This is a genomic window from Serpentinimonas sp. SMBJO2 (genome assembly GCF_056341105.1).
In genome coordinates, this window is sequence record NZ_CP150628.1 from 2,288,988 (window position 1) to 2,306,326 (window position 17,339).

At 67.3% G+C, this 17,339-nt stretch carries 20 protein-coding genes; 3 read left to right on the forward strand and 17 right to left on the reverse strand.

Annotated features, from left to right (window positions below):
• Positions 1-19 precede the first annotated feature (19 nt).
• Genes flgE through flgB form a run of 4 tightly spaced genes read right to left on the reverse strand, consistent with a single transcriptional unit; the run spans position 20 to position 2,897 of the window.
• Positions 20-1,342, reverse strand: coding sequence for a flagellar hook protein FlgE (gene flgE, locus AAAZ40_RS10600; RefSeq protein ID WP_476660334.1), 1,323 nt, complete (start codon positions 1,340-1,342; stop codon positions 20-22).
• A gap of 27 nt (positions 1,343-1,369) precedes the next feature.
• Complete coding sequence (locus AAAZ40_RS10605; protein WP_476660335.1) at positions 1,370-2,026, reverse strand: flagellar hook assembly protein FlgD; 657 nt, start codon at positions 2,024-2,026, stop codon at positions 1,370-1,372.
• A 22-nt stretch (positions 2,027-2,048) separates the two neighbouring features.
• Positions 2,049-2,456 (reverse strand): flagellar basal body rod protein FlgC, encoded by a 408-nt coding sequence (flgC, locus tag AAAZ40_RS10610; RefSeq protein WP_476660336.1) that lies wholly within the window; start codon positions 2,454-2,456, stop codon positions 2,049-2,051.
• A 12-nt stretch (positions 2,457-2,468) separates the two neighbouring features.
• Entirely contained in the window at positions 2,469-2,897 is a 429-nt protein-coding gene (flgB, locus tag AAAZ40_RS10615) for a flagellar basal body rod protein FlgB (RefSeq protein WP_476660337.1), read from the reverse strand.
• Positions 2,898-3,084: 187 nt separating this feature from the next.
• Between flgB and flgA the strand changes: the two genes are divergently transcribed.
• The 3 genes from flgA to AAAZ40_RS10630 all read left to right on the forward strand — a co-directional run bounded on the left by flgA (position 3,085) and on the right by AAAZ40_RS10630 (position 4,751).
• Positions 3,085-3,855, forward strand: coding sequence for a flagellar basal body P-ring formation chaperone FlgA (flgA, locus tag AAAZ40_RS10620; RefSeq protein WP_476660338.1), 771 nt, complete (start codon positions 3,085-3,087; stop codon positions 3,853-3,855).
• A 102-nt stretch (positions 3,856-3,957) separates the two neighbouring features.
• Positions 3,958-4,311, forward strand: a complete 354-nt coding sequence (flgM, locus tag AAAZ40_RS10625) for a flagellar biosynthesis anti-sigma factor FlgM (protein WP_476660339.1) — start codon at positions 3,958-3,960, stop codon at positions 4,309-4,311.
• A gap of 71 nt (positions 4,312-4,382) precedes the next feature.
• Complete coding sequence (locus AAAZ40_RS10630) at positions 4,383-4,751, forward strand: hypothetical protein (protein WP_476660340.1); 369 nt, start codon at positions 4,383-4,385, stop codon at positions 4,749-4,751.
• A gap of 28 nt (positions 4,752-4,779) precedes the next feature.
• Here AAAZ40_RS10630 and AAAZ40_RS10635 read toward each other — a convergent pair whose 3' ends face one another.
• The 13 genes from AAAZ40_RS10635 to aspS form a co-directional block, all read right to left on the reverse strand.
• On the reverse strand, positions 4,780-5,496 hold the full coding sequence (locus AAAZ40_RS10635; RefSeq protein WP_476660341.1) for an RNA polymerase sigma factor FliA: 717 nt from the start codon (positions 5,494-5,496) through the stop codon (positions 4,780-4,782).
• On the reverse strand, positions 5,471-6,211 hold the full coding sequence (locus AAAZ40_RS10640) for a hypothetical protein (RefSeq protein WP_476660342.1): 741 nt from the start codon (positions 6,209-6,211) through the stop codon (positions 5,471-5,473). Before AAAZ40_RS10640 ends, AAAZ40_RS10635 begins: the two co-directional genes overlap by 26 nt.
• On the reverse strand, positions 6,204-7,748 hold the full coding sequence (gene flhF, locus AAAZ40_RS10645) for a flagellar biosynthesis protein FlhF (RefSeq protein WP_476660343.1): 1,545 nt from the start codon (positions 7,746-7,748) through the stop codon (positions 6,204-6,206). Before flhF ends, AAAZ40_RS10640 begins: the two co-directional genes overlap by 8 nt.
• Entirely contained in the window at positions 7,745-9,841 is a 2,097-nt protein-coding gene (gene flhA / locus AAAZ40_RS10650) for a flagellar biosynthesis protein FlhA (RefSeq protein WP_476660344.1), read from the reverse strand. Before flhA ends, flhF begins: the two co-directional genes overlap by 4 nt.
• A 27-nt stretch (positions 9,842-9,868) precedes the next feature.
• The gene (locus AAAZ40_RS10655) at positions 9,869-11,023 is read right to left on the reverse strand and encodes an EscU/YscU/HrcU family type III secretion system export apparatus switch protein (RefSeq protein WP_476660345.1); all 1,155 of its coding nucleotides are present in this window, start codon (positions 11,021-11,023) and stop codon (positions 9,869-9,871) included.
• Between the two features lie 119 nt (positions 11,024-11,142).
• Positions 11,143-11,787 carry a protein phosphatase CheZ gene (locus AAAZ40_RS10660; protein WP_476660346.1) on the reverse strand — a complete coding sequence of 215 codons (645 nt, stop codon included), beginning with the start codon at positions 11,785-11,787 and terminating at the stop codon, positions 11,143-11,145.
• Between the two features lie 29 nt (positions 11,788-11,816).
• Positions 11,817-12,200 (reverse strand): chemotaxis response regulator CheY, encoded by a 384-nt coding sequence (gene cheY / locus AAAZ40_RS10665; protein WP_250959790.1) that lies wholly within the window; start codon positions 12,198-12,200, stop codon positions 11,817-11,819.
• 82 nt (positions 12,201-12,282) lie between these two features.
• The gene (motB, locus tag AAAZ40_RS10670; RefSeq protein WP_476660347.1) at positions 12,283-13,395 is read right to left on the reverse strand and encodes a flagellar motor protein MotB; all 1,113 of its coding nucleotides are present in this window, start codon (positions 13,393-13,395) and stop codon (positions 12,283-12,285) included.
• A gap of 39 nt (positions 13,396-13,434) precedes the next feature.
• The gene (gene motA / locus AAAZ40_RS10675) at positions 13,435-14,295 is read right to left on the reverse strand and encodes a flagellar motor stator protein MotA (protein WP_476660348.1); all 861 of its coding nucleotides are present in this window, start codon (positions 14,293-14,295) and stop codon (positions 13,435-13,437) included.
• Positions 14,292-14,600 (reverse strand): YqjK family protein, encoded by a 309-nt coding sequence (locus tag AAAZ40_RS10680; protein WP_476660349.1) that lies wholly within the window; start codon positions 14,598-14,600, stop codon positions 14,292-14,294. The genes motA and AAAZ40_RS10680 overlap by 4 nt, the downstream gene beginning before the upstream one ends.
• On the reverse strand, positions 14,597-14,998 hold the full coding sequence (locus AAAZ40_RS10685; RefSeq protein WP_476660350.1) for a phage holin family protein: 402 nt from the start codon (positions 14,996-14,998) through the stop codon (positions 14,597-14,599). The genes AAAZ40_RS10680 and AAAZ40_RS10685 overlap by 4 nt, the downstream gene beginning before the upstream one ends.
• Before the next feature lie 122 nt (positions 14,999-15,120).
• The gene (locus tag AAAZ40_RS10690) at positions 15,121-15,432 is read right to left on the reverse strand and encodes an ElaB/YgaM/YqjD family protein (RefSeq protein ID WP_476660351.1); all 312 of its coding nucleotides are present in this window, start codon (positions 15,430-15,432) and stop codon (positions 15,121-15,123) included.
• A gap of 52 nt (positions 15,433-15,484) precedes the next feature.
• Positions 15,485-17,284 (reverse strand): aspartate--tRNA ligase, encoded by a 1,800-nt coding sequence (gene aspS, locus AAAZ40_RS10695; RefSeq protein ID WP_476660352.1) that lies wholly within the window; start codon positions 17,282-17,284, stop codon positions 15,485-15,487.
• Positions 17,285-17,339 lie beyond the last annotated feature (55 nt).

Consider the following 17,339-nt stretch of genomic DNA (forward strand, 5'->3'; position numbering starts at 1 on the left):
CTCCTTCAGCTCAGGGCGACTAGCGCAGGTTGACCAGCGTTTGCATGACCTGGTCCTGGGTGCGGATGGTCTGCGCGTTGGCCTGGTACGAGCGCTGCGCCACGATCATGCTCACCAGCTCTTGCGTCAAGTCCACGTTCGACTCCTCGAGCGAACTCTGCCGCACCAGACCCAGCCGCCCTTCCAGCGGGCCGCCCAGCACCACCGGGCCCGAGGCAATGGTCTCGATCCAGAAACCGCCGTTGACCGGCTGCAAGCCTTGCAGATTGCGGAAGTTGCCCAAGGCTACCTGGCCTTCGGCAATCGAAACCCCGTTCGAGTAACGCGCCAGAATGACGCCGTTTTCGGCAATGTCGATCGAAGTCAGTTCGCCCGAGCTGTAGCCGTCCTGGCGCAGGTCAAAAACCCCAAACTTGCTGCCGAATTGGGTCAGGGTGAAACCGGCGGTGGCATCACCCAGGCGCAAGTCGAAGGTGAAGGTGCCGTCGCTGGGGATGGAGGCGTTGCCGGTCTGCACCGTGCCCGGCGGCGGCGGCACCGTGGTGCCAGACGAGATGCTGATCGGCGCCAGGGCGGCGCTGGTGACTTGCCCGGCGGCGTCGAACACCACGTTGCCCAAGGACATGCCCGAGACGCCGTTGTCGGCGCTGGCCAGCACCTCCCAGGTGTTGGCCGCAGGCAGACGCACGAAATACATCTGCAGCGTGATCGGGTTGCCCTGCGAATCGAAGACATTGGTCGCGGTGCCAAAGGTTTTCTGGCCTTCGCTCAAGGGAAAACTGGCGGCGGTGGCCGGTGGCACCACTTGCGGCGCAGTGCGCGCGTCCAGGTTGGCGCTCAGGAACAGGCCTTGCAGCGCCGGGTCGGGGTTGTCGCCGGTGCGGCGCGGGGCAATCGCCGCCCCGGTGGGCAGGGTCAGATCGGCTGGCACCACGCTGGTGCGGTTGCCCGACTCGTCGGTCGGGAAACCTTGCAGGCGCGAACCGTTGTTGGTGATGATGAAGCCGTTGCGGTCGAGCTTGAATTCGCCGTTGCGGGTGTAGAGGGTGGAACCGTCGGGCGCCGCCACCTGGAAAAAACCGCTGCCGTTGATGGCCAGATCGAGCTGGTTGCCGGTGATTTTCAGATTGCCCTGGCTGAACAGTTGCGCCACCGTGGCCACCTGCACCCCTATGCCCGCATTGCCCCCGCCGGCTGCGCCCAGCGACGAGGCAAAGACCTCGGAAAACTCGGCCCGGCTCGCCTTCATGCCGGTGGTGTTGGCGTTGGCAATGTTGTGACCGATCACGTCCAGGTTGCGTGCGGCGGCGTTCAGGCCCGACAGGCCGGTCTGGAAACTCATGGCTAACTCCTCGGGTGCGTGGCGGTGTCAGAGAAAGGCGAGCACGTCGCTGGTGTTCAGGGTCTGGCCGCTGGCGCTGCGCATTTGCAGCGCGCCCTCGATCACCCCGACCGATTCGATGCGCTGGCGCGCCAGGGGCATGGCGCTGACGGCCTGCCCCGCCGCCGTGGCCTGGATCTGCATGCTGGCCACGCGCGCCGGGTCGACGCCGTCGAGCGCCCAGGTGAAGTGCTGCAAGCCCGCGCTGCGCGGCCCCAGGTTCGCGCTGCCCAACAACTCGCCGCTGCGGCCGAGCACATCCACACGCACGCTGTCGGCGGCTTGCGCCAGGCTGAAGCTGCCCACGGCCTGGCCCGCGGCGCTGCTCAGGGCATTGCCCTGCGTGACCACCTCGCGCCCCACCAGTGTCGCCGCCTGCACCCCTTGCGTCAAGCCAAACTGCGCCGCCAGGCTCTTGACGGTCTGGTTCAGTTGCTGGATGCCGGTGACGGTGTTGATCTGCGCCATTTGCGTCGTCATCTGCGCGTTGTCCATGGGGTTGAGCGGGTCCTGGTTGCTCAATTGCGCGATGAAGAGCTTGAGGAAGCGGTCCTGTGCCGCCTGTGGGTCGTTGGCCTGGGCCTGGTTGCCGCCGCGTGCGTTGTAGGCGTCGATCTCGCTGCGGCTCAAGGGGGTCATGAACATGGTGCGGCTCCGGGGGGGCGGCTCATTGGCCCATTTGCAGGGTGCGCAAGAGCAGGTTGCGCGTGGTGTTCATGACTTCGACGTTGTTCTGGTACGAACGCGAGGCGGCGATCATGTTCACCATCTCCTCGACCGGGTTCACGTTCGAGTGCGTGACGTAGCCTTGCGCGTCGGCGTTCGGGTGCTGCGGGTTGTGGACGCGCCGGTTCGGCGCCGCGCTTTCGATGATGTCCTGCACCCGCACCCCGGCCGAGGCCGGGTTGTTGCCCATGGGCACGGTCTGGAACACCACCTGGCGCGCGCGGTAGGCCTGGCCGTCCGGGCCGGCCACGGCGTCGGCGTTGGCCAGGTTGCTGGCCACGGTGTTGAGGCGCTGCGCCTGGGCGCTGATGGCGCTGCCCGAGACGCTGAAAATGGTGAACATCGACACGATCGCTCTCCTTCACTGGCCCTGGATGGCGCTCAGCATGGTGCGCACATGGCCGTTGATGAACCGCAAGGTGGATTCGTACATGACCGCGTTGTGGACGAAGTTGGCGCGCTGCTGGTCCATGTCCACGCTGTTGCCGTCCAGGCTGGGCTGGGTCTGGACGCTGTACTGCACGCGGTGGCGGTCTGGCACATCCGCCATGGCCGCTGCCGTGCGCAAATGCTGGGTGTTGCCGCCGGTGAGCACCGGCATGGCCCCGGCGCGCAATTCGGGGCTGCGCGCACGCACGCTGTCCATGGCCTGACGAAAGTCGAAATCGCGCGCCACGAAGCCGGGCGTTTCGGCGTTGGCGATGTTGCTCGCCAGCACCTGCTGGCGATGCGCGCGCAACTGCAGCGCGTCCGAGAAGAACTCCAGGCGCCGGGTCAGTGGCTCAAACATCTTGCGCTCCTGCGGCTTTTGGTTGGGAGGCACTGGCTGCACGCACGGCCCCGATGCCGCGATTGTGGAAAACTTGAGCCCTTTTCAAGCCTTGAATAAGCAGCCCATTGGCCGGCTATTTCCGCTCAACCCGCAGCCACGGCTGGGCTACAGTGCTGCGACACCGTCCCTGACCACAGCTGCCCCCATGCGCCCGAACCCAATCTGCTCCTGCCAAGGGCCGCAGCGTGGCCGCGTGCGGCGTGCCGCCCTGCTGCTGGCCGGGCTGCTGGCGCTCGCAATGGGCTGGAGCGGTGCCGCCGCCTCCACCCAGCCCAGCCCTGCGCACCAGGCCTGGTCGCAACAGACCGAGCGCTGGATCAACGAGCAGCTGATCGCCCAGGTGAGCACCGACCTGCCCTTGCGCCCCGAAGTGGTGGTGGGGCGCTTCGACAGCCGGCTGCAACTGGCCCCATGCGCCCAGGTCGAACCGTTCATGCCCAACAACACCCGGCTCTGGGGCCGCACCCGCATTGGGCTGCGCTGCGTGCAAGGCCCGGTGGCCTGGACGGTGTTTTTGCCCGTCCAGGTGCGCGCTTGGGGCCCGGCCTGGGTGGTGCGCCAGCCGGTGCGCCACGGGGTTGCCCTGACCGAGGCCGACCTGGAGCCCGCCGAGATCGACTGGGCCGCGCACCCGACACCCCCGCTGACCCGCCCCGAGCAGTGGCTGGGCTTGGCGGCGGCGAGCGCGCTGCAACCCGGTCAGGTGCTGCGCCCCGGCATGGTGCGCGCCCCGCAGCTGTTTGCGTCCGGGAGCACAGTGACCTTGCTGCTTCAGGGCGCAGGCTTTACACTCACGGCCAGCGGCACCGCGCTCAACCACGGGGTGCGCGGCCAAGCGGTGCGGGTGCGGCTGCCCAATCGGCAAGTCGTCAACGGGGTGGTCATCGACGCCGACACGGTCGCCGTCCGCCTGTGACACAAACGCCACAGCCAGAACCGCAAAAAAAGGTTAAAGTCGGGCCTCATTCGGCCGATAAGGCTCTCAAGTGCCCCACTCATCTGGGGTTTGGAGCGCGTCATGAACATCAACAACCTCACCGACAAGCCTGCTGCAGTCAGCCCGCCCACGCGGGTGCTCGATCGCGCCGCCGTGCCTGCTCAGGGGGTGGGTGCGCCTGACACGGCCTCCGTGGCCAGCGTCGAGGTGCGGTTGTCGGCCGTGACCCAGACCATGACCCACAACGTGGCGCGCTCCGGCGCCGACGTTTTCAACGCCGAAAAAGTGCAGGCCATGCGCAGCGCAATCCAGAACGGCTCGTTTTCGGTCAACGCCGAAGCCATCGCCGACCAGATGCTGGTTCAGGCGCGTGAAATGCTTGGCGTGGCCGCTGCGGCGCCGCGCTCCGAGGCCGGCGCCGCCCCCATGCGATGAGCAACCGGGGTTTGGCGCACAGCCTTCCTCCCGCCGGCAGCCCCGATTGGGGCTTGGCGCTTGAATCCCTGATGGCCTTGCGTACGGCGGCCGCCGCGGTGCAGCGGCTGGCGCTGGAGTCGATCCAGCACGACAACGCCGATGCCTTGGTGGCCGGCGCCGCCGAACTGGCCCGTTGCATGGCCCAGCACCTGCCGCTGCTGCAGCAAGCCGCCGCACACGGCGCTGCCGCGCCGGCCGAGTTTGTGCTGCAATGGCAACGCCTGGGCACCGATCTGCAGCAACTGAGCCAGACCAACACCCGCCTGTCGGCCCGAGCGCAGCGCGCACTCGACGTGCTGTTCCCGGCCGACGCCCTCAAAACCTACAGCCGGCTGGCGGGGCGCTCGAGCCCCTTTGCCCAGGGCAACGGGGCCGCGGCAGGTTACTTCAAAGCCTGAATCGCCGTGGCGGCGCAAGCGCGCGCTTTCAGTGCGCCCGCAGCCGCGCCCGCAGCCGCGCAATCGACTGGCTGTGCAACTGGCTCACGCGCGACTCGGTCACCCCCAGCACGGCAGCAATCTCCTTGAGGTTCATGTCGTGCTCGTAGTACATGCTCATCACGTGCTGCTCGCGCTCGGGCAGCTTGTTGATGCCCTCGACCAGGGCCGCACGCATGCGCTGCTCGCTCAACTGGGCCTGCGGGTTGGCGCCTTCGTCGGCGGGCAGAAAGCGGTCGAGGAACTGCTCGTCTTCCGCCCCGCCGCTCAGGTCCTCGAGGTAAACCAGTTGCGAACCGCGCACCCGGCCCAGCATCTCCTGGTATTCGGGCAGCGACAGCCCGAGCTCGAGCGCGATCTCGGATTCGCGCGGTGCCCGCTGCAGGCGCTGCTCCAGCCGCTGCACCGCCTGCTCGATGTCCTTTTGCTGCTTGCGCGAGCCGCGTGAAAGCCAGTCGCCGTCGCGCAGCTCGTCGAGCATGGCGCCGCGGATGCGCTGGCTGGCAAAGGTCTCGAACTGCACCCCTTGCGCCGGGTCGTAGCGCGACAGGGCTTCGTTGAGGCCGATCATGCCGACCTGGATCAGGTCGTCGATATCGACGCTGGCCGGGAGTCGGGCCATCAGATGATGCGCCAGACGGAGCACCAAAGGGCTGTGGCGTCTGAGTTGGGCATCGCGGTCAAGCGTGCCTTTGGCGGTGTACATCAGGAAATGCGCCGGTCTGGTGGGCTGAAAGCGCGAAAAACTCGTGTGAAATGGAATGAACATGGGGTTGTCTCACGCAATCTTGCAGCACCAACGCCGTTTCCAGTACCCGTTGCATACAGGACTCGCCAGCCGCGTGGTGCAAGACACCCCGCTGACGATCATACCCGAGCGGCCAGACCGCAGCCCGCAGCCCCAGGTGGCGCCAGACCTGCTGGCGCAGCGTCTGCACCGGCCCAGGCTCCTGGCCTTGATCCCTGTCGGCTGACCGCACCGAGGTCGGCTCGGCCTCGGGCAGCCACAGCACCAGCGCCTGCAGGGCCGCCACCTGCCACAAGACCTTGACGGCGTTGTAGGCGTTCACCAGGCTCGCCGGGACCGCATCGAGCAGCACCAGCGGGCGCGCCTGGGTGCCGGCCAACCGCACCGCCCAGGCCTCCAGCGGGGCCTGCCAGAGCAACACCCCAGCGTCGGGCAGCGCCTGCTGCCACTGGTCCAGCCAGGCGCTGGATGGGGACAGCGCGCCACCGCTCTCGGGCATGCCATCGAGCGGCAGCACGCTCAGACCCAGATGCAGCAAGCCGTCTTCAAGCCGCTGCAGCGCCGCCTGCGCCAGCGCCGGATCGGGGCTTTGCACCACCGGCAACAAGCGCTTGGGATGCTGCAGGCGCAAGGCCGCAAGGCCCGTGGCCTGGTCGAAACCGGACTCAAACATGGCGACCGTCCAACGGCACCCGCACCTGGCCCGATTCGGCAAAGTACACCGGCAACTCGGCCTCCAGCGGGTCGAACGACGATTTGCCGCTCGCCGCCATCGACAGCCGCACCAGCGTCGGCGCATCGGGGCGCTGCCAGTCTTCGGGCACGCGCTGGCCAGTGCTCAGGCCGCGCAGCACCAGCTGGTGCCGGATCAGGGTGTCGAGCGCCGGCCCGAGCTTGGCGGCTTCGTCGAGCTTGGACAAAATCACGCCATGCAGACCACTGCCCACGTAGGCGTGCACCACCTCGTCGAGCGTGTCGCCGTGGGCGCCGGCGTTGAGCACCAGCAGTTTCTTGATGCCGGGCGAGTCCAGCAGCTCCATCATCTCGGCGATGCGCGGGTCTTTTTGGCCCAGCCCGGCGGTGTCGATGAGCACCATGCGCTTGTTGGCCAGCAGCTCGAGCAGGTCTTGCAGCGCCGCGCGGTCGTGCGCCAGATGCGCCACCACGCCCAGCATGCGCGCATAGGAGCGCAACTGCTCGTAGCCGGCCACGCGGTAGCTGTCGAGCGTGATCAGGCCGATGCTGCTGGGCCCATAGGTCTGCACGCATTGCGCCGCCAGCTTGGCCGCCGTGGTGGTTTTGCCGACGCCGGTGGCCCCCACCAGCGCAAACACCCCGCCCTCGTCGCACAGCTGGCCGGCTTCGCGGTGGGTGCGCAGGTTGCGCGCCAGCACCTCTTGCGTCCAGCGAAAGGCCGCCGCTGGTTCTTGGCCTTCGGGCAGGCGCTCGATCACCGCGCGCGCCACCGTGGGCGAGTAGCCGCAGCGGATGAGTTTGAGCAGCAGACCGGCCTCGATCGGGTCTTGCTTGGCCTGCCCGAGCCAAGCCAAGGTGTTCAGGCGTTCCTCCATCAGCGTCTGCAGCTTGTCGATCTGCTCGGTCAGGCGCGCCGCCACCGAGGGCGAGGCGTCGGCTTTGGGTGCTTCGGGGACCGGGCTCACCACTGCCGGGCGCGCCTTGGGCTTGGGCGCAGCAGTTGCGGGCTGGGCAAATTGCAAGCGCAGGTCGTGCTCATCGGGCGAGGCCCGATAGCCCTCGCGCTCGGGCGCGCTGCGGCGTGCGGGTGCGGCGCCCTGTGGGTGCGCAGGCTCGCTGGGCACCGGATCGGCGCGCACTGGGCTTTGCATGGCTTCGCGGCGCTTGCGCAGCATGCGTTCGCGCACGTAGTCCTGGAACGACAAGGTGCTCATGGCCATGGTTTCGGTGTCCTGCGCCACGCTGCTGGGCGCTGGCTGCTGGCGCGGCAACTGGCTCTCGGCGCGCTGCTGCAGGTTGGCGCGCGGCGTGCGTTCGTCGGGGCGCTGCGATGGCTTGGGGGCAGCCGCAACCTGCGTGCGCAAGTGCCCCAGGTCTTCCTCGCTGGTGGCCACCACTTCAAAACCTTGATCCATGGAGCGGCTCGACAAAATCACGGCGCTGTCGCCAAAAGTGGCCTTGGCCAGCGCCATGGCTTCGCGCGAGTTCGGGGCTATAAAGCGTTGGGCGTTCATGCGGGCTCTCCAAGTATCGGGCCGATGCGGATCAAATGGGTGTCAGGGATTTCGCTGTGCGCCAGCACCTGCAGGCGGGGCGCGGCGCGCTTGAGCAGACGCGCCATGGCGCTGCGGATGGCGTCAGGCACCAGCAGGCAGGCCGGGATGCCTTTTTCTTCCTGCCGGTTCGAGACCTGCGCCGCCGACTGGGTGAGCAGTTCGGCCACGCCGGGGTCGAGCGCGCCCGCGCCCTGTCCGCCCAGGGCCTGGGTGAGCAAGCGCTCGAGCCCGGGCTCGATGGCGATCACCTCCAGTTCGCTCACCGGGCCGTAGATTTGCTGCACGATCGCCGGCGCCAGCGCCTGCCGCATGCGCCGCGCCAGCTCGGCCGGGTCCTGCGTCTGGCCGGCGTGTTCGGCCAGGGCCTCGACGATGGTGCGCACGTCGCGGATGTGCACCGACTCGTCGAGCAGCAGCTGCAGCACCTTGTGAAATACGCCGATGGGCACCATGGCCGGAACCACTTCCTCGATCAGTTTGGGGGCCAGTTTGGACACGTGCGCCACCAGCTCTTGCACCTCGGTGCGGCTCAGCAGCCTGGCGGCATGGACCTGCATCAAGTGTGACAAATGCGTCGCCAGCACGGTCTCGGAATCAACCACGGTATAACCGGCCATTTGCGCGTTTTCTTTTTGTCGCTCGTCGATCCAGTGCGCCGGCAGGCCAAAGGCCGGGTCGGTGGTCGGGTTGCCGATCAGGGGTGTGCGGATGTGGCCCGGGTTGATGGCCATGAACTGGCCCGGAAACACCTCGCCTTCGCCCACCACCACGCCGCGCAGCGCGATGCGGTAGCTGCTGGGCTTGAGCTCGAGGTTGTCGCGCACGTGCACCGGCGGCGGCAGAAAGCCCACGTCTTGGGCGAACTTCTTGCGCACGCCCTTGATGCGCGTGAGCAAATCGCCCTGGCGCGCTTTGTCCACCAGCGGTATCAGGCGGTAGCCCAGCTCCAGGCCCAGCAGATCGACCGGCTGCATGTCGTTCCACGAGGCCTCGCCGTCGCTGGGGGCGGGCGCACTGGCCTGCTGCTGCGCCAGCTCGCTGGCCGCCTGCGCCTTGCGCTGCTGCCAACCGGTCCAGAACGCCGCCGCCCCGAGGGCAAAGGCAAAGCTGAGGAACACCACGTTGGGCATGCCCGGGATGATGCCCAGCAGAAACAGCACCAGCGCGCTGATGCCGAGCACCTTGGGCGAATCGAACACCTGGCCGACGATCTGCTGCCCCAGGTCCTCTTCCTTGCCCACGCGCGAGACCACCATCGCCGCCGCCACCGAAATCAACAGCGCCGGCACCTGCGCCGCCAGCGCGTCGCCGATGGCCAGCGTGATGTAGGTGCCGGAGGCGTCGCCCGCGCTCATGCCGTGCTGCAGCATGCCGATGGCAAAGCCGCCGATCATGGTGATGAGCAAAATCAGGATGCCGGCAATGGCGTCGCCGCGCACGAACTTGGCCGCGCCGTCCATGTTGCCGAAGAAGTCGGCCTCTTCGGCCACTTCGGCGCGGCGCTGCTTGGCCTCTTTGTCGTTGATGATGCCGGCGTTGAGGTCGGCGTCGATCGCCATCTGCTTGCCCGGCATGGCGTCGAGCGTGAAGCGCGCCCCGACTTCGGCGATGCGCTCGGCGCCCTTGGTGACGACGACAAAGTTGATCACCACCAGAATCAGGAACACGATCACGCCGACCGCAAAGTTGCCACCGACCAGAAAGGTGCCGAAGGCCTCGATCACATTGCCGGCCGCCCCCGTGCCCTGGTGCCCTTCCATGAGCACCACGCGGGTCGAGGCCACATTGAGCGCCAGCCGCATCAGCGTGGTCAGCAGCAGCACGGTGGGAAAGACGATGAAGTCCATCGCCCGCCGCATATACGCCGCGACCATCATCACCATCAGGGCCACGGCGATGTTCAGGGTGAAGAGCAGGTCCAGCAGCCAGGGCGGCAGCGGCAGCACCAGCATGGCCAGCACCAGCATCACCAGGATGGGCACGGCGATCACGGCGGCATAGCCGCTGCCGGGGCCGAACCAGCGTTGTAGGGTTTGCAACAGGGCGTTCATGGGAGCATCGTGTCTGAGCGCGCGGGCTTAGGCCTGCGCCGGTGCCCCATCGTGGCCCTGATGCGGGTCGAGTTCGGGCGGCACGTGGGGCTTGGGTGGCTGGCCCGGCATGGGGCCCTGGCCGCGCAGCGCAGCGCGCAGACGGTACACATAGGCCAAGACCTGGGCCACGGCGGTGAACAGCGCCGCCGGCACCTGCTGGTTGATTTCGGTGTGCGCATACAGCGCGCGCGCCAGCATCGGGGACTGCAACACCGGCACCTGGTGCAGCTTGGCCATGTCGCGGATGCGCAGCGCGTTCAGGTCGGCCCCCTTGGCGATCACGTGCGGGGCGGCCATGGTTTGCTCGTCGTACTTGAGCGCCACGGCGTAGTGGGTGGGGTTCATCAGCACCAGGTCGGCCGCGGGCACCTGGGCCACGCTGCCGCCCTGCGCCAGTTCACGCTGGCGCTGCAAGCGCTTGGCGCGCAACCACGGGTTGCCCTCGGCTTCCTTGTTCTCGTCCACCACCTCTTGGTGCGACATCTTGAGGTTGCGCCGGTGCAGATACTGCTGCAGCGGCACATCGATCAGGGCCACCAGCAGCAACACCAGCAGCAGGCCGCCCACACCCAGCATGAACCACTGCCCCAACTGCAGGATCGAGCTCTCGAGCGGGCGCAGCAGCAGGGAGCCAAACGCCGGCAAATGGCTGCTCACGAACCACCATCCCACCAGCGCCAACAGGATCGAAACCGCGAGCAGCTTGAGCAGCTCGAACAGCTGCTGCATCGAGAACAGCCGCCCGAAGCCGCTGATGAGGCCGATGTCCGACAGCTTGGGCGTGATGGGCTTGAAACTCCAGGCAAAGGAGCCCACCGCCACCAGCGACAGCGCCGCCAGCACCGCCACCGTCAGCGCCAGCGGCAGGTAGTACAGCAGGGCGGCGTACAGGGCCAGCGCCAGCACCTCGAGCATGTGCTCGGGATGGCGCAGCGACTCGGCGTTGAAGCGGTAGCTGATGCGCATGACCTGGCTCATGCGCTCGTAGGCCCAGGCCGTGCTGAGCCACAGCAGCACCATGCCGCCGGCCACCACCACCAGGTTGCTCAAATCCTTGGCGCGCGGCACCTGACCGTCCTCGCGCGCCTTTTGCAGGCGCCGCGGGGTGGCGGGCAGGTTTTTGTCTTGGGAGGATTCCATGGGCGGCCAACGCTGGGTTGACCGCATTGTCTGGTGCGCGCCAGATTTCTAAAGCCCGATTAGCCGCCCCTAAACCGAGCTGTTTGCACTTAACACGCGCCTTGGGCAGGCGCGATGCCTCAAAAGCCGAGGCTGGCGAGCAGATCGTCCACCTGCGACTGGTCGGTGACCACGTCGGTGCGGCCTTCGGGGTTGACCACTGGGCCAGACAACGGTTCGCGCCGCACGGCAGGAGCCGGCGCGGCAAGCGCCGCGGGTTGCGGCGCCGCCTCGGACTGCGCGTGCGCGGCCGATTCGAGCAGCAGTTGCAGCAGTTGCTCCTCGATCGTGGCGGCCAGCGTCACCACTTTCTTGATCACCTGCCCGGTGAGGTCGTGAAAGTCCTGCGCCAGCATGATCTCGGTCAGGTGCGCGTCGGTGCGCTCGGTGCTGTGCTGGATTTTCTGCGACCACTCGAGCAGCTCGGGCATGGCCCATTTGAGGCCTGGCACGGCGCCGATGGTGTCGAGCAGTTGCTGGCTGTGCAGGCGCACGGCGTCTTGCTCGGCCTTGGCCTCATCGACGCGGTTGAGCACCTTTTCGGCCGCATCGCCGGTGAGGCGCGCGATGTATTGCAGGCGGCTGCGGGCATCGGGCAACTCATCGACGGCGCCCTTGAGCACCGGGGTGTAGCCCAGTTCGTTGAGCGCGTCATGCAACTGGCGCGTGATGCGCCCGAGTCGCTGAAAGATTTCGGCCTGATGTTCGTGCGTTTGCTGATCCATATCCCTGCCCTGTGCGTGCCTGGGTGCGCTCACCAGCCCATTTTCTTGAAGATGTTGGCCAGCTTTTCTTCCAGCGTGGCTTTGGTGAAGGGCTTGACGATGTAGCCCGCCGCCCCGCCCTGGGCGGCGGCGATGATGTCTTCCTTGCGCGCCTCGGCCGTGACCATGAGCACCGGGATGTGCTTGAGCTTGTCGTCGGCCTTGATCTGCGTCAGCAACTCGAAGCCGTTCATGTTCGGCATGTTGATGTCGGAAACCACGAAATCGAAGCGGCCGTTGCGCAGCTTGTGCAAGGCCACGACGCCGTCCTCGGCCTCGTCGGCGTCGGTGTGGCCGATTTCCTTGAGCAGGTTGCGCACGATGCGGCGCATGGTCGAAAAATCATCGACGATCAGGAAACGCAGGTCAGGCATGGCTAGATCCGGTACGGTTTTCGGTTGGCGCTAGTGTAACTGGGCCAGCACAAACAGCTGGGCAGGTGCCAGACGCCTGACGCTAGCGCGGCGGCGCAGGCGGCGCTGCGGGCGGGGTCAGGGGCGGGCTGATGGGTGGCGCAATGGCTGGCAAGGGCGGCAAGGCAACCGTCCCAGGGGTGCCCCCTTGGCGCTGGGCCGGGGCTGGCGGCGGGCTGGGCGCGGGCGCTGTGGGAACGGCAGCCGGAGCCGGTGTGGGCTGGTCTGGGGCCAGCGGCTGCGCCGGTGTGGGGGCAGGCGCTTGGGGTGCGGCGCCTTCGATGGCGCGCGTCATGCGCTCCTCGGCCTCTTGCGTCAGCACCAGGATGCCAATGCGCCGGTTGCGCGGGTCGAATGGGTTTTCGGGCAGCAAGGGCTGGGCCGGTCCCATGCCGACCACGCGCGCAATCTTTTGCTCGGGCGTGCCGGCAGCCATGAGCTCGCGCCGGGTGGCGTTGGCGCGGTCGGCCGACAGCTCCCAGTTGCTGTAACCCAGAGCGCCGCGCCCAAATGGGCTGGCGTCGGTGTGACCGGAAATGGAAATGCGGTTGTCCACCGCCTGCAAGGACACCGCGATTTGGCGCAGGATGCTGCGCAGGTGCGTCGGCACCACCGGGCTGCCAGCGTCGAACATGGGGCGGTTCTGTTCGTCCACGATCTGAATGTAGAGCCCGTCCTGCACCATTTCGAGCCGGATCTGTTGGCTGTACACGGCCAGTTGCGGATTGGCGGCGATGGCCTGCTCGATCTGGCCGCGCAGGTCTTCGATGCGCCTGCGGTCCAGCGCCAGTTGCATCTGGCGCAATTGGGCTTCCTGGGCGCGTTGCAAATCGGGGGGGCTGGGTTGGGGTGCACGCGCCACCTCGCCCACAGCCTGGGTGATATCGCCCCCGGCATGGGGCAGCACGGTGGTGCCTGCACCCGCACCCGGCCCGCCCAACAAAGCCACCATGATGGTCTGGTTGAAGTGCCCAGAGATGGCCTGCTTTTGCTCTTCGGTGGTCGAGCCCAGCAGCCACAGCAGCAAAAACAACGCCATCATGGCGGTGACGAAGTCGGCGTAGGCGATCTTCCAGGCACCGCCATGCGCACCATGCGCGCCCTTCTTGATGCGCTTGATGATGATCGGCTGCAGCGGTTTGCCGGTGGCGCTCATGTTCGCGTGTCCATGCCGAGTGCAGCCCGGGCGCCGGGCTTACTTCTTCTGCTTGACGTGCCCTTCGAGCTCGACAAAGCTCGGGCGTTCGTTCGAGAACAGCACCTTGCGCCCGAACTCGATCGCCGTCAGGGGCGGGTAGCCCTGCATGCTGGCCAGCAGCACGGTCTTGATGCACTGCAGCTCTTTGGTGTCTTCCTCCAGCTTTTGCTCCAGCGTGCCACCCAGCGGCTCAAAGATGGCGTAGCCCAGGAAGATGCCCAGGAAGGCGCCGAGCAGGGCCGAACCGATCTTGGCCCCCAGCACCTCGGGCGGCTCGGTCACCGAGGCCATGGTCAGGATCACGCCCAGCACCGCCGCCACGATGCCAAACGCCGGCAGGGCGCCGGCCAGGCGCAGGTAGGCCGCCGCCACCAGATGCCCTTCGTTGTGGTGGGTTTCGATCTCGCTGTCCATGATGGACTCGATCTCGTGCGCGTTCAGGTTGCCCGAGACCATCATGCGCAGGTAGTCGGTGATGAACTCGACCGTATGGTGGTCGGCGGCAATGGCGGGGTACTTCTGGAACAGGGGCGAGTCTTCCGGCTTTTCGATGTCAGACTCGATCGCCATCAGCCCTTCCTTGCGCGCCTTTTGCAGCACGTCGTACAGCAGCGCGAGCAAATCGAGGTAGCGCGCCTTGGTGTGCTTGCTGGTCTTCATGGCCGCGCCGATACCGGCCAGCGCGCCCTTGAGCACCTTGGGGTTGTTGTTGATGATGAAGGCGCCCAGCGCGCCGCCCATGATGATCAGCATCTTGATGGGCAGCGCCGCCAGAATGGCGCCCATCTTGCCACCGGACAGGACGTAGCCGCCAAAGATGCAGCCGATGCCGAACACCAGGCCAAAAATCAGCTTCATGGTTGGGTCTGCCGCAATGTGGTCGGCCGCTCGGAGCCCAGCCAAGGCTGCACCCAGCGCCAGGTGCGCCAGGCACGCCAGCCCCAACTCAGGGCGGTGCGCGGGCGCCGCGCCAGCGCCAGCAAACCCAGCAGCGGCACCCAGGGGTGACGGCGCAGCCAGCCCAGGCCGCGCTGGGCGCCGTCTAGCACCTGCCAGGCCGGCTCGAGCGCCTGCACGTGGCCCTCGAGGCGCGTGCGCAACTGCGCCGACTGCTGCAACAGCGCCGCGCGGCGCTCCCAGTAGCGCGCGTTAGGGCCGTTCATGGGCGCAGCCGGCGCAAATCCTGCGCCAGTTCCTGGCGCGAGGCCTCGAACCACAGCCGCTCGGCCTGCCAACTGCGCCAGGCCCAGGCTGCGGCGACCACGCCCAGGGTGAGGAATACGAAGGCAAACGCCGCCAGCGCCAACACGCGGTAGGGCGTGTCCCACCAAAGCACGGTCAGCAGCACCGCCAAAAAAGCCAGGCCGAGCAACAACAGGCACAAAGCCGCCCAGCCCAACAGCAGCAGGCCGACCACGGCTTGGGCGTGGCTACGCCCTTCGAGCGCGAGCAACTCCAGGCGCACCTGCGCCAGGCTGAGCGCGTCGCGCAGCAAGCCGCGCAGGCTGGCGCTCCAGGCCGGGCGCGGCGGCTGGTCGGCAGAGGGGCGCAGCAAAGCCATAGGGGGTGCGGGGTGCTTGAAAAAGGACCGAAAGCGGATCAAAAAGGGCAAGCACCAAGGCAGCTCAGGCCGAAGCCTGAACGCAGCCCAAGCGCCGCCCCAATGCCGCCTTCGTGGCCGCTTCAGCGGCGGCTGATCAGCAGACCCAGCAGCAGCCCGACGCCGGCGGCAACGCCGATCGAGGTCCAGGGGTGCTCGTGCACGTAGTGGTCGGTGGCGCGGCAGGCGTCGCGCGCCTTGAGGCGCAGGTCGTCCTCGAGGCCACCCAGGGTGTGGCGCGCATTGCGCAGGTTGTCTTGCACGCGCTCGCGCAGTTGCGCCACGCGCTCGCCCGCTTCGTGGGCGGTGGCAGAGAGCAACTCTTCGGCGTCGGCGATCACGACCTTGAGGTCGGCGACCAGCTTGTCTTTGGAGGCGGCGGTGGAATCGGTCATGGCTAGCTCCCGTTGAGGGTGATGGAAAAGGGCACGTTGCCCAGCCACTATATCAGGACTGGGCCACAATCGGATTGCGCAGCCGGATGTGAAGTTCACGCAGTTGCTTTTCGTCTACCGGGCTCGGCGCTTGCGTCAGCAGGCACTGGGCGCGCTGGGTTTTGGGGAAGGCGATCACGTCGCGAATCGACTCGGCGCCGGTCATGAGCGTGATCAGCCGATCGAGCCCGAACGCCAGCCCGCCGTGCGGCGGCGCGCCGTACTGCAGCGCGTCGAGCAGAAAGCCGAACTTCTGGCGCTGCTCGGCCGGGCTGATGGCCAGCGCCTCGAACACCTTGGCCTGCACCTCGGCGCGGTGGATGCGCACGCTGCCGCCGCCCAGCTCCCAGCCGTTGAGCACCATGTCGTAGGCCTGCGCGACGCAGCGCCCGGGCTCGCTGGCCATGTAGGCTTCGTCGCCGGCCTTGGGGGCGGTGAAGGGGTGGTGCACGGCGTTCCAGCGCGCGGCCTCGTCGTCGTACTCGAACATGGGGAAATCGACCACCCACAGCGGCGCCCAGCGTGGCTCAAACAGGCCGTTGGCCTTGGCAAAGTCGCTGTGGCCGATCCTGAGGCGCAAGGCGCCGATGGCGTCGTTGACGACCTTGGCCTTGTCGGCACCGAAGAACAGCAGGTCGCCACTCTGCGCGCCGCTGCGCGAGAGCACCGCCGCCAGCGCGGCGTCGTCGAGGTTTTTCACGATCGGGCTTTGCAAACCCTCGCGGCCCGCCGCCAGGTCGTTGACCTTGATCCAGGCCAGCCCCTTGGCGCCGTAGATTTTCACGAACTCGGTGTAGGCGTCGATCTCGGAGCGGCTCAGGGCGGCGCCGCCGGGCACGCGCAGCGCCACCACGCGCCCGCCCTTCATCTGCGCCGCGCTGCTGAAGACCTTGAACTCGACCCCCGCCATGACGTCGGTGAGCTCGGTGAACTCGAGCCGCACGCGCAAGTCGGGCTTGTCGGAACCAAAGCGGTGCATGGCTTCGGCGTAGGCCATGACCGGGAACGCGCCCAGCTCCACACCCAGCGTGCCGCGAAAGACCTCGGTGATCATGCGCTGGAACAGGTCGCGAATCTCTTGCTCGCTCAGGAACGAGGTCTCGATGTCGATCTGCGTGAACTCGGGCTGGCGGTCGGCGCGCAGGTCTTCGTCGCGAAAGCACTTGGTGATCTGGTAGTAGCGGTCGTAGCCGGCTACCATGAGCAACTGCTTGAACAACTGCGGCGACTGCGGCAGGGCAAAAAAGTGGCCGTCGTGCACGCGGCTGGGCACCAGGTAGTCGCGCGCGCCCTCGGGCGTGCTCTTGGTGAGCATGGGGGTTTCGATGTCGATGAAGCCGTGCGCGTCCAGGAACTGGCGCACCGCCATCGCCACGCGGTAGCGCAGCATCAGGTTGCGCTGCATGGTGGGGCGGCGCAGATCGAGCACGCGGTGCGTCAGGCGCGTGGTCTCGCTCAGATGGTCGTCGTCGAGCGTGAACGGCGGCGTGACCGAGGGGTTGAGCACCGTGATGGCGTGGCAGAGCAGCTCCACCTGACCGCTCTTGATGGCTTCGTTGGCGGTGCCAGCCGGGCGCGCGCGCACCACGCCCTGGATCTGGACGCAAAATTCGTTGCGCAAGCCCTCGGCGATGGCAAACATCTCGGGTCGGTCGGGGTCGCAGACCACTTGCAGCGTGCCTTCGCGGTCGCGCAGGTCGATGAAGATCACGCCGCCGTGGTCGCGCCTGCGGTTGACCCAGCCGCACAGGCTGACGGCTTGGCCCAGCAGGGCTTCGGTGACCAAACCGCAATAGTGGCTGCGCATCGACATGTAAGGGCTTTCAAAAACAGGGAATCAAACAGATGCAGCGAGGGCGCGCGAGCGC